This window comes from Streptomyces sp. NPDC014995 (genome assembly GCF_043080745.1).
Lineage (GTDB): Bacteria > Actinomycetota > Actinomycetes > Streptomycetales > Streptomycetaceae > Streptomyces.
On sequence record NZ_JBIBVX010000037.1, the window covers coordinates 1 to 11,673 of the forward strand.

At 72.7% G+C, this 11,673-nt stretch carries 9 protein-coding genes; 4 read left to right on the forward strand and 5 right to left on the reverse strand.

Features of this window, described 5'->3' with window-relative positions; genetic code table 11:
* Positions 1–334: 334 nt before the first annotated feature.
* Entirely contained in the window at positions 335–1,726 is a 1,392-nt protein-coding gene (locus ACF1A1_RS38805) for an FAD-binding oxidoreductase (protein ID WP_392006863.1), read from the forward strand.
* Positions 1,727–2,067: 341 nt separating this feature from the next.
* Here the strand turns inward: ACF1A1_RS38805 and ACF1A1_RS38810 are convergent, their stop codons facing one another.
* The 5 genes from ACF1A1_RS38810 to ACF1A1_RS38830 all read right to left on the reverse strand — a co-directional run bounded on the left by ACF1A1_RS38810 (position 2,068) and on the right by ACF1A1_RS38830 (position 7,793).
* Complete coding sequence (locus tag ACF1A1_RS38810; RefSeq protein ID WP_392006865.1) at positions 2,068–3,771, reverse strand: uroporphyrinogen-III synthase; 1,704 nt, start codon at positions 3,769–3,771, stop codon at positions 2,068–2,070.
* Positions 3,768–4,727 carry a hydroxymethylbilane synthase gene (gene hemC / locus ACF1A1_RS38815; protein WP_392006867.1) on the reverse strand — a complete coding sequence of 320 codons (960 nt, stop codon included), beginning with the start codon at positions 4,725–4,727 and terminating at the stop codon, positions 3,768–3,770. Before hemC ends, ACF1A1_RS38810 begins: the two co-directional genes overlap by 4 nt.
* A complete protein-coding gene (locus ACF1A1_RS38820; protein WP_392006869.1) occupies positions 4,724–6,457 on the reverse strand; it encodes a glutamyl-tRNA reductase in 1,734 nt (577 codons plus the stop codon). Before ACF1A1_RS38820 ends, hemC begins: the two co-directional genes overlap by 4 nt.
* A complete protein-coding gene (locus ACF1A1_RS38825; protein WP_392006871.1) occupies positions 6,454–7,215 on the reverse strand; it encodes a redox-sensing transcriptional repressor Rex in 762 nt (253 codons plus the stop codon). Before ACF1A1_RS38825 ends, ACF1A1_RS38820 begins: the two co-directional genes overlap by 4 nt.
* A gap of 299 nt (positions 7,216–7,514) precedes the next feature.
* On the reverse strand, positions 7,515–7,793 hold the full coding sequence (locus ACF1A1_RS38830) for a glutaredoxin family protein (RefSeq protein WP_392006873.1): 279 nt from the start codon (positions 7,791–7,793) through the stop codon (positions 7,515–7,517).
* A gap of 158 nt (positions 7,794–7,951) precedes the next feature.
* Here ACF1A1_RS38830 and ACF1A1_RS38835 point away from each other — a divergent pair, with 158 nt between their 5' ends.
* From ACF1A1_RS38835 to ACF1A1_RS38845, 3 genes are all read left to right on the forward strand, one after another.
* Positions 7,952–8,854: an HAD family hydrolase gene (locus ACF1A1_RS38835; RefSeq protein ID WP_392006875.1), complete on the forward strand. Its 903-nt coding sequence runs from the start codon at positions 7,952–7,954 to the stop codon at positions 8,852–8,854.
* A 430-nt stretch (positions 8,855–9,284) separates the two neighbouring features.
* On the forward strand, positions 9,285–10,061 hold the full coding sequence (locus ACF1A1_RS38840; protein ID WP_392006877.1) for an ECF subfamily RNA polymerase sigma factor, BldN family: 777 nt from the start codon (positions 9,285–9,287) through the stop codon (positions 10,059–10,061).
* Between the two features lie 233 nt (positions 10,062–10,294).
* Entirely contained in the window at positions 10,295–11,533 is a 1,239-nt protein-coding gene (locus ACF1A1_RS38845; protein WP_392006879.1) for a DUF5667 domain-containing protein, read from the forward strand.
* Positions 11,534–11,673: the final 140 nt, after the last annotated feature.

An 11,673-nucleotide genomic window follows, 5' to 3' on the forward strand; every position in this document is an offset into this window, starting at 1 on the left:
CCCCCCCCCCCCCCCCCCCCCCCCCCCCCCCCCCCCCCCCCCCCCCCCCCCCCCCCCCCCCCCCCCCCCCCCCCCCCCCCCCCCCCCCCCCCCCCACCCCGACCCACCCACCACCCGCAGGCGAAGGCCCCGCAGGCGAAGGCCCCGCAGACACCCACCCCCACCCCATCCCCGCAGGCGCACCCCACTCCGAGGGGCCATCCTGGAACGAGGACCTCAGAGGAACCCAAAGGAACCAGAGGACCCAAGGACCCAGAGGACCCCGACGGCCGCCCCTCCGTCGCGTCGAGCCGAGCCGCCGCCGTCCCTCCGTAAGCGCGCCACGGAGGACGCGATGACCGCCACCCACCACCCCACCCCCGCCCTGTTCGCCCTCTCGGACATCCACGGCCCCGTCCTACGCCCCGGCGAGGACGGCTACGCCGAAGAGGTCACCGGCTTCAACCTGGCCGCGCTGCACACCCCCGACGTGGTCGTCGGCGCGACCGGCCCCGACGACATCGTGGCCGCGCTGCGCTGGGCGAGCGCCACCCACACCCCGGTAGCCGTCCAGGCCACCGGCCACGGCGCCAACTTCCCCATCGACCACGGCCTGCTGATCACCACGTCACGCATGACCGACGTACGCGTCGACCCCGACGAGCACACCGCGACCGTCGCGGCGGGCGCGAAGTGGAGCCACGTCATGGCTGCGGGCGCCCCGCACGGACTCGCCGGCCTCGGCGGAACCTCCACGGACGCCGGCGTGGTGGGCTACACCCTGGGCGGCGGACTGCCGGTCCTCGGCCGGGCCTACGGCTACACGGCCGACCACGTCCACTCCCTCCAGGTCGTCACTCCGGACGGCACCCTCCACGAGACCGACCCGGTCCACGAATCGGAGCTGTTCTGGGCGCTGCGCGGCGGCAAGGGCAACGTGGGCATCGTGACGTCCCTCGTCTGCGACCTGCTGCCGCTCCCCCGCCTCCTCGGCGGCGGCATCTACTGCCCCGGCGAGCACGCCGAGCCGCTGCTCCGCACCTGGGTCGACTGGGCGCGGACGGTGCCGGACCAGATGTGCAGCGCGTACACCATCCTGCGGCTGCCGCCGATCCCGCAGATCCCCGAACCACTGCGCGGCGGCTTCTGGGCCCGCGTCGCGATCGCCTGGCCGGGCGACCCGGCGGAGGGCGAGGCCCTGATCGCCCCCCTCCGCACCGCGGCCCCGGTCGCGGTCGACACCGTGGAAGTGATGGACCACGCGGCTCTGGACCGCATCCACATGGAACCGCAGGACCCACTCCCCGCAAGGGAGTCCTGCGCCCTGCTCCGCGGCCTCCCCCCGGAAGCCGTCCGCGCGTTCCTGGCGGTGGCCGGCCCCGAGGCCGGTCCCGACTACCCGCTGCTCATGGTGGAGCTGCGCCACATGGGCGCGGCACTGTCCCGCCCGGCCGCCGTGGAGGACGCGGTCTGCGCCAGGGACGCGGAGTACCTGCTGGAATCGGTGGGCGTCCTGGCCTCCCCACCGATCGCCGAGGCGGTCGAACGGGCCACAGCGGCCCTCACCGCGACACTGGCCCCCTACGACACCGGCCACACCATGGTCAACATCCACGGCACCCCGGGCAACGAACAGGACCGAGCCCGCGCCTGGACCCCGGAGGTCTACGAACGCCTCCGCCACGACAAGGCAACGTACGACCCGGAAAACCTCCTGCGCTACGGCCACACGGTGACCCCGGTGTAGCCGCTTCGCCCACGAGCCCGCACCCCCACCGCCTGAGCGACCTTCCTGCCGCCCGCCTCCCGGGAACCGGCAGAACAAGAACGAGCGGCCCCGCACCCGACTTCACGGGTGCGGGGCCGCTCGAGCTGAACCACGCCCGCGGAGACCCAGCACGGCGGAGCGTCCCGACACGAAGCACCCCGACACAGAGCGCCCCGGCACGGAGCGCCCCGCCCCGGAGCGTCCCGACCCGAAGCGCCCCGGCACAGAGCGCCCCGGCACGGAGCGCCCCGCTCCGAAGCGCCCCGACACACGGAGCACCCCGACCCGGAGCGCTCCACCCCGGAGCGCCCCGTCACACCTCACGTAGCCCTACGCCGCCTCGCCCCGGGCCTGCGCTCGCTGGGCCGAGTCACCGGATCCCCCGCCTCCAGAGCGGCGGCTCTGCGCCGTACCCCGAAGTCGGCCAGCGCCTCCGCCAGCTTGTGCACGGACGGCTCCGGAGCCATGACGTCCACCCGCAGCCCGTGCTCCTCCGCGGTCTTCGCGGTGGCCGGCCCGATGCACGCGATGACCGTCACGTTGTGCGGCTTCCCCGCGATGCCCACCAGGTTCCGCACCGTGGACGACGACGTGAAGAGAACGGCGTCGAAGCCACCGCCCTTGATCGCCTCCCGGGTCTCCGCCGGCGGCGGCGAGGCCCGCACGGTCCGGTAGGCCGTGACGTCGTCGACCTCCCAGCCGAGCTCGATGAGCCCGGCGACCAGCGTCTCCGTGGCGATGTCGGCCCGGGGCAGGAAAACGCGGTCGATCGGGTCGAAGACCGGGTCGTACGGAGGCCAGTCCTCCAACAACCCCGCCGCCGACTGCTCCCCACTCGGCACGAGGTCCGGCTTCACACCGAACGCGACCAGCGCCTTCGCCGTCTGCTCCCCCACCGCGGCGACCTTGATCCCCGCGAACGCCCGGGCGTCGAGCCCGTACTCCTCGAACTTCTCCCGCACGGCCTTGACCGCGTTCACGCTCGTGAAGGCGATCCACTCGTAGCGGCCCGTCACCAGCCCCTTGACCGCCCGCTCCATCTGCTGGGGCGTCCGCGGCGGCTCGACGGCGATCGTCGGCACCTCGTGCGGGACGGCACCGTAGGACCGCAGCTGGTCGGAGAGCGACGCCGCCTGCTCCTTGGTCCGCGGCACGAGCACCTTCCAGCCGAACAGCGGCTTGGACTCGAACCACGCCAGCTGGTCACGCTGGGCGGGGGCGGAGCGCTCACCGACCACGGCTATCACCGGCCGGCCGCCCTCGGGCGACGGCAGCACCTTCGCCTGCTTCAGCGTCTGCGCGATGGTCCCGAGCGTGGCCGTCCACGTCCGCTGCCGCGTGGTCGTACCCGCCACCGTCACCGTCATCGGCGTGTCGGGCTTGCGCCCGGCGGACACCAGCTCGCCGGCGGCCGCGGCGACCGAGTCGAGCGTCGTCGACACGACGACGGTGCCGTCCGACACCCCGACCTCGGTCCAGCACCGGTCGGACGCCGTGCGCGCGTCCACGAACCGGACGTCCGCCCCCTGCGCGTCCCGCAGCGGCACACCGGCGTACGCGGGCACGCCGACCGCCGCCGCGACACCGGGGACGACCTCGAACGGCACACCGGCCGCCGCGCAGGCGAGCATTTCCTCGGCCGCATACGTATCCAGTCCCGGGTCCCCGGACACCGCACGGACGACCCGCCTGCCGCCCCGCGCGGCCTCCATGACAAGATGTGCGGCATCCCGCACAGCGGGGAGCCCGACGGGTGTTGACGTGCCGTCAACGACCTTCGGGTGGGGTGCGCCCGTGCCCGGGAGCGGATCCGGCAAGGGATCCGGGTCCGCGTTCACGACGGCGACACCCGGCCTGGCGTGCGTCCGTACGACGTCGAGCACGTCGTGCTCGGCGACGAGGACGTCCGCGTTGGCCAGCGCCTCCACGGCGCGCAGAGTCAGCAGTCCCGGATCCCCGGGTCCGGCACCCAGGAAGGTGACGTGCCCGTGTTCCAGGCCGGCGGGAAGGGTGGTGGGGCTCAATGTGCTCGCTCCCCCATCAGACCGGCCGCGCCCTGGGCAAGCATCTCGGCGGCGAGTTCGCGACCGAGCGCCATTGCCCGGTCGTGCGTGTCGGGCACGGGACCGGTGGTGGACAGCTGCACCATGCGCGTGCCGTCGGTGGTGCCGACGACGCCGCGCAGGCGCATTTCCTTGACAATCTGCCCGTCGGCCAGCAGGTCGGCCAGCGCGCCCACAGGGGCGCTGCAACCGGCCTCCAGGGCGGCGAGCAGTGACCGTTCGGCGGTCACGGCGGCCCGGGTGAACGGGTCGTCGAGTTCGCCGAGCGCCGCGACGAGGTCCGCGTCGGACGCGGCACACTCGATCGCCAGTGCCCCCTGGCCGGGGGCGGGCAGAACAGTGTCGACCGACAGGAAGTCGGTCACTTCCTCACTACGACCGATGCGGTTCAGCCCGGCCGCGGCCAGTACCACCGCGTCCAGCTCACCGTCCCGCACGTACCCGATCCGCGTATCGACGTTCCCGCGGATCGGCACGGTCTCTATGTCCAGCCCGTGGCTGCGCGCGTACGCGTTCAGCTGCGCCATCCGGCGCGGCGAACCCGTACCGATGCGCGCCCCGCGGGGCAGGTCGGTGAACTTCAGCGCGTCCCGGGCGACGATGACGTCGCGCGGGTCCTCGCGCACGGGTATCGCGGCCAGGACCAGTTCCTCGGGCTGCGTGGTCGGCAGGTCCTTCAGCGAGTGAACCGCGAAGTCGACCTCGCCCCCGAGCAGCGCGTCGCGCAGCGCGGTGACGAACACGCCCGTGCCGCCGATCTGCGCGAGGTGCTCGCGGGACACGTCGCCGTAGGTGGTGATCTCGACGAGCTCGACGGGCCGTCCGGTCACCTGGCTCACGGCTTCCGCCACCTGCCCGGACTGGGCCATGGCGAGCTTGCTCCGCCTCGTCCCCAGCCTCAGTGCCTTCTTGGTCATCGTGGCCCTCGGTTCTTCTCGGTGCTGTCCTCGGCGCGGGAGACGGAGGCCACCGTCTCCTGGTCGAGGTCGAACAGGGTGCGCAGCGCGTCCGCGTATCCGGCGCCGCCGGGCTCGGCCGCGAGCTGCTTGACCCGGACGGTCGGCGCGTGCAGCAGCTTGTCCACGACACGCCGAACGGTCTGCGTGATCTCCGCGCGGTGCTTGTCGTCCAGCCCGGGCAGCCGGCCGTCGAGCCGGGCGATCTCGTTCGCCACGACATCGGCGGCCATGGCGCGCAGCGCCACCACGGTCGGCGTGATGTGCGCGGCCCGCTGCGCGGCGCCGAAGGCGGCGACCTCGTCGGAGACGATCCGCCGCACCTGGTCCACGTCCGCCGCCATCGGCCCCGCGGACGGAGTCCGGTTGTCGGATGCGGGCGAGGAGGCCTCGGCGAGCGACTCGATGTCCACCAGGCGCACCCCGGCGAGCCGGTGCGCGGCCGCGTCGACGTCCCGCGGCATCGCCAGGTCCAGCAGGAACAGCACCGGCTCGGGCCGTACGGGCACGGCGACCGGCTCCGGCCTGCGGCGCTCGGGGATGCGGCCGACGGTGGCGGCGGTCGCGGCGAGCGCGGTGATCAGCTCGGCGTCGGTCTCGGGCCGGCGGGCGGCCTCGCGGCGGTCGACGGCGGCGGACGTCGCCCAGGCGGCGTGCTGTTCCAGCGTCGCCGCGTCCATGCCGGCCACGGCGGCCTCCCCCATCACGGAGAAGCCGGACTGCTGCACGGCCGAGAGGTCCAGCGGACAGCCCTCTTCGGTCCCGACGGAGGTCGGCGGCAGCGGCCGTACGTCCCTCTGCGCCGGCTCGGCGCCCGGGGCGTCCTCGGCGAAAGCGACGGGCGCCTCGGTACGGCCCTCGACCGCCGCGGCGACCGCCTCCGCCGTCAGGACCAGCCCCGTGGCCCCCGTACAGGAGACCGCGACGTCGGCACGTGTCAGTTCCTCGGGCACCGATTCCATCGGGACCGCGCGGGCGGACACGTCCGTGTCGTCGGCGTCGGTGAGGATCTGGGCGAGGCGCTCGGCGCGGTCGAGGGTGCGGTTGGCGACGACGACCTCGGCGACCCCGACGCGCGCGAGCGTCGCCGCGGCCAGCGAGGACATCGATCCGGCGCCGATGACCAGGGCCTTCTTGCCCCGCGCCCAGGTCTGGACGTCGGTGCCGCGGGCCAGCTGCTCCAGGCCGAAGGTGACCAGGGACTGGCCGGCGCGGTCGATGCCGGTCTCGGAGTGGGCGCGCTTGCCGACCCGCAGGGCCTGCTGGAACAGGTCGTTCAGCAGCCGGCCGGCGGTGTGCAGTTCCTGCGCGCGGGCCAGCGAGTCCTTGATCTGGCCGAGGATCTGGCCCTCGCCGACGACCATCGAGTCCAGGCCGCAGGCCACCGAGAACAGGTGGTGGACGGCGCGGTCCTCGTAGTGCACGTAGAGATAGGGGGTGAGCTCCTCCAGCCCGACCCCGCTGTGCTGGGCGAGCAGGGTGGACAGCTCGGCGACACCGGCGTGGAACTTGTCCACGTCGGCGTACAGCTCGATGCGGTTGCAGGTGGCGAGGACGGCGGCCTCTGCGGCCGGCTCGGCGGCGACCGTGTCCTGCAACAGCTTGAACTGGGCGTCCGCGGAGAGCGAGGCCCGCTCCAGGACGCTGACCGGAGCGCTGCGGTGGCTCAGCCCCACGACGAGGAGACTCATGCCGGCATCACGGCGGGAACGTCCCCGTCCGGCCCCTGGTCGGTGGACTGCTCACGGGCCGCGGCGGCCGGAACGGGCGTCGCGTCGGCGGCCTCCTCGCCGGCCTTGCGCTGCTCGTGGAAGGCGAGGATCTGCAGCTCGATGGAGAGGTCGACCTTGCGCACGTCGACGCCGTCCGGGACGGACAGCACGGTCGGCGCGAAGTTCAGGATGGAGGTGACACCGGCGGCCACGAGCCGTTCGCAGACCTGCTGGGCGGCACCGGCGGGCGTGGCGATGACGCCGATCGACACGCCGTTGTCCTGGATGATCTTTTCCAGGTCGTCGGTGTGCTGGACGGGGATCCCGGCGACGGGCTTCCCGGCCATCGCGGGGTCGGCGTCGATGAGGGCGGCGACGCGGAAGCCGCGGGAGGCGAACCCGCCGTAGTTGGCCAGGGCCGCGCCGAGGTTACCGATACCGACGATCACAACCGGCCAGTCCTGGGTCAGGCCCAGCTCGCGGGAGATCTGGTACACGAGATACTCGACGTCGTACCCCACACCCCGCGTCCCGTAGGAGCCCAGGTACGAGAAGTCCTTGCGCAGCTTCGCGGAGTTGACTCCCGCCGCGGCCGCGAGCTCCTCGGAGGAGACCGTGGGGACCGAGCGCTCCGACAGCGCGGTCAGGGCTCGGAGGTACAGCGGAAGCCGGGCGACGGTGGCCTCGGGAATCCCTCGGCTGCGGGTCGCCGGTCGGTGAGTTCGGCCAGTTGCCACGGTGCTCCTGCGGGTAGAGCGGGGCTGCAGGCGGTCGTACGTCCCCAGACCGCCCCGTCGAATGCAGGCTATGTCTTTGTGAACGCGTGCACAAAGATGGTGTCCGTTTTGCCCGGCCAACGTGACCGGGCTCACGCGCCCCCGGCGCATTCGCGGGGAACCCGCGCACACGCGCCCGCGTTCCTTCATTATCGGGGGCAAAACCGCACACTCTCCTCACGAATCCCGCCCCCGAGATCTGGTCACCGTCGATCCTAAGCGACTTTTGGGAACACTTGGACTCCTCGGTCAGTTCCCTGTCAGCTTCCCGACAGTTCCCGGCGCAGCCGCTCCTCGTTCACGCGCCAGAAGGTGTGCTGCCGTCCGTCGACCAGGACCACGGGGATCTGCTCCCAGTACTGCTCGTGGAGTTGGGGATCCTCGGTGATGTCCCGCTTCTCCCACGGGACACCGAGATCGCCGCACACCTTCTCGATCACGATCTGTGCGTCATCACACAGATGACAGCCGGGCTTGCCGATCAACGTCACGAGCCGGTCCTGCGGGGCGGGGCCCTTCCGGCGAAAGAGGGGACTCATGTCAGCCATTCTCGCGCGGTCCGCGAGAAAGGGCCGAGCGTGGCCGGGCCACGGCCGTCGCATCCCTCCGAGTTCTTTAACGACACGGTCGCGGAGAGTTCACAGCGTTCGAACCTCGTGACTCCGGAACCACCGAACGGACTGGTTATGCTCACGCCATGGCCGCTCTTGGATGGCTCACCCCCCGTAGGCGCTCCGCCACGGCGCGGAGCGTGTTGGCAGGCGAGGCCTCGGCGGAGGCCGCCCGTAAGGACGTCTCCGAACAGGAACCGCCCTTCCCCGTGCACGGCGACGACCGCGCCGCCGCGTTCTTCGACCTCGACAACACCGTGATGCAGGGCGCCGCCCTGTTCCACTTCGGGCGAGGCCTGTACAAGCGGAAGTTCTTCGAGACCCGCGACCTCGTCCGGTTCGCCTGGCAGCAGGCGTGGTTCCGGCTGGCCGGCGTCGAGGACCCGGAACACATGCAGGAGGCCCGCGACTCCGCGCTGTCGATCGTCCAGGGCCACCGCGTCTCCGAGCTCCAGTCGATCGGCGAGGAGATCTACGACGAGTACATGGCCGAGCGGATCTGGCCGGGCACCCGGGCGCTGGCCCAGGCCCACCTGGACGCCGGCCAGAAGGTGTGGCTGGTCACGGCCGCTCCGGTGGAGATCGCCCAGGTGATCGCCCGCCGCCTCGGCCTCACCGGCGCGCTGGGCACGGTGGCGGAGTCGGTGGACGGGGTCTACACGGGCAAGCTGGTCGGCGAGCCGCTGCACGGTCCGGCGAAGGCGGAGGCGGTACGGGCGCTGGCGGCGGCCGAGGGGCTGGACCTCTCCCGCTGCGCGGCCTACAGCGACTCCCACAACGACATCCCGATGCTCTCGCTGGTCGGCCACCCCTACGCCATCAACCCCGACAGCAAGCTCCGCAGGCACGCGCGCGAACTCGACTGGCGCCTGCGCGACTACCGCACGGGCCGCAAGGCGGCGAAGGTCGGCATCCCGGCGGCCGCCGGAGTGGGCGCGGTCGCCGGCGGCACGGCGGCGGCCATCGCCCTGCACCGCCGCCGACGCTGACACCTGCCGTTCCACCGTCCTGTCGTTTCACCGGCCTGCCGCTCAGCCGTCCTGCCGTTTCCGTGGAGCCGGGTTCACCGGCCGCTCCGGCGTGCCCTCACCGCGCTCACCGCGCTCACCGGCAACCGACCAATCCACCGTCGTACCCGCGCAACGCCCCCTTCACTCCCTCTTGTCCGCGCACCGCCACAACACGCCCCGGACCGACCGGAAACTCGGACCGTTTCGATCAACAATCGCTCACTATCGGCAAGTTGATTGAGCGCCAATCGGCTAGAGAAGCGACGTAATCGATGATTTGAGCAACTCGGTGTAGCAGCGCCTGCACGAAGCGTTATTCTCCTCAGACGCAAACCGGTACCCCTCCGTCGCTACGACGGGTGAACGGTCCCGCACTGCACGTGATGGAAGCTCTGCCTCTGGGAGTCCCGTGTACCCACACGTCGGGGTTGACGCCTCGGGCCTGGCTACGCTGCGCGCAACGGTCGCTACGGTCCGAGACGTGTTGCGCGGCTTCGTCCCCACCGCGTACGCCGTCCCCGCCTTCGCCGCCGCTCCGGCGGGCCCGTGCTACGCACTGGCCGACGGCAGCGCCGCGGTCGGCAGACGAGGCCGTGCGGCCGGCGCGGCCACCGCCCGCCGGCCGGCCGCCGACAGCGACAGCGCCCGCATGATGGACCTCGTCGAACGGGCCCAGGCCGGCGAGGCCGACGCCTTCGGCCGCCTCTACGACCAGTACAGCGACACCGTCTACCGCTACATCTACTACCGGGTGGGCGGCAAGGCGACCGCCGAGGACCTCACCAGTGAGACGTTCCTGCGCGCCCTGCGCCGGATCGGCACCTTCACCTGGCAGGGCCGCGACTTCGGCGCCTGGCTGGTGACCATCGCCCGCAACCTCGTCGCGGACCACTTCAAGTCCAGCCGCTTCCGCCTCGAGGTGACCACCGGCGAGATGCTCGACGCCAACGAGGTCGAGCGCTCCCCGGAGGACTCCGTCCTGGAGTCCCTTTCCAACGCCGCGCTGCTGGACGCCGTACGACGCCTCAACCCCCAGCAGCAGGAGTGCGTCACGCTCCGCTTCCTCCAGGGCCTCTCCGTCGCCGAGACCGCGCGCGTGATGGGCAAGAACGAGGGCGCCATCAAGACCCTCCAGTACCGCGCCGTCCGCACCCTCGCCCGCCTCCTCCCGGACGACGCGCGCTGATTCCGCCTACTGACGGCAACCTCAACTCACGTTCCGTGAAGGTGCGTTGGGTTACCCACCCGATCATCCGAAGTCCGTAACCCAAGTGCTGCGCCAGTCGTTGTGCGGGATACAGGCTCCCTGTGGTCACGCCTCGGCCGCCTCCGGTCACTCGATCGTGTGAAGCGGTCGAGGGCGTGCAACCCTCAGAACCCCCGGGGAGTCGACCGTCATGACGAGAGGAGGTGCCGCCAGTGATCGCGAACGTATCGGCGCACCGGCGGGCGAACGCCTTCGCCCAGGCCCTGGAGGAACAGTCCGACCAGGGCACGGCGGCCGAGCAGTCCGAAGGATCGGCACCGGCCCCGGCCGCTGCGGACCAGACCGAGCGGGGCCGCCTCCTGGCCCTCGCGACGAGTCTCGCCGAGCTGCCCAAGCCGGAGCTCGACCCCGAGGTCAAGGTCGTCCAGCGCGCCCAGTTGGTCGCCGCGATGGAGGCCATGCTGCAGGCGGGCACCACGGGCGAGGCGACGGAACCAGCGGTACCCGAGCAACGGTCGCGCCGGTCGCGGGGAGCGCACCGGGCGACCGGGCTGGGCAAGTTCCGACCGCGCACACGGCTCGCCAAGAGCCTCACCGCGGGCGGCCTGAGCGTCGGGATGGCCGCGGGCGCCTTCGGCGGCGTCGCCGCCGCCAGCTCCGACGCCCTGCCCGGTGACTCGCTCTACGGACTCAAGCGCGGCATCGAGGACTTCAAGCTGAGCTACCTCGCCGAGGGCGACGGCGAGCGCGGCGAGGCCTACCTCGGCCAGGCCTCCACCCGGCTCGGCGAGGCCCGCCGGCTCATGGAGCGCGGCCGCGGTGGCGCCCACCTCGACCACGAGTCCCTCGGCGAGATCCGCCGCGCCCTGTCCGGCATGCGCCACGACGCCTCCGAGGGCCACCGGCTGCTGCACGAGGCGTACGAGCGGGACCCGGACTCCCTGGGCCCCATCCAGGCCCTGTCCACCTTCTCGCGCTCGCACCGCGATGTCTGGGGCGCCCTGCGCGACAGGCTGCCCGTGCAGCTCGGTGACGTCAGCCGAGAGGTCTCGTCGGTCTTCGACGCCATAGACGAAGAGGTCGCCCCGCTGCAGTCCCTCCTCCCTCGGTCTCCGGCCCAGGGCGGCAGCGGCAGCGGGCAGAGCTCCGACCCGGAGTCCACCGGCACCTCGGGCACCGACCGCTCCACCGCCCCCAGCACCGGAGACAGCTCCTCAGGCGCCGGCCCCACCGGCGGCGACAGCGGCAGCCCGAGCAAGTCGTCCTCCACCGGCACCGACGACGACGGCCTGCTCGGCGGCAGCACCGGCGGCCTGCTCGACCCGCCCCAGGACGCGGACACCGCCTCCCCCACCAGCAAACCCACCACCACCGAACCGGACGTCACCCTCCCGCCCCTCCTCCCCGGCCTCCTCCCGCGCCTGGGCATCGACGGCGAGGACGCGGGCTAGCGCAGCACGGAGAAGCTCTCGTACGGCGGTGGGGGGGCCCCGACCCCCCCGGGGGGCCCCCCCCCCCCCCCCCGGGCGGGGGGGCCCCCCCCCCCCCCCCGGACACCCCGGCGAAAAACAACCCACCCCGCCGGCCCCCC

Bases quoted from the DNA above. Each gene is read 5' to 3' on its own strand.
- ACF1A1_RS38805 (WP_392006863.1), top strand. From the start codon at position 335: ATGACCGCCACCCACCACCCCACCCCCGCCCTGTTCGCCCTCTCGGAC.
- hemC (WP_392006867.1), bottom strand. From the start codon at position 4,727: ATGACCAAGAAGGCACTGAGGCTGGGGACGAGGCGGAGCAAGCTCGCC.
- ACF1A1_RS38820 (WP_392006869.1), bottom strand. From the start codon at position 6,457: ATGAGTCTCCTCGTCGTGGGGCTGAGCCACCGCAGCGCTCCGGTCAGC.
- ACF1A1_RS38830 (WP_392006873.1), bottom strand. From the start codon at position 7,793: ATGAGTCCCCTCTTTCGCCGGAAGGGCCCCGCCCCGCAGGACCGGCTC.
- ACF1A1_RS38835 (WP_392006875.1), top strand. From the start codon at position 7,952: ATGGCCGCTCTTGGATGGCTCACCCCCCGTAGGCGCTCCGCCACGGCG.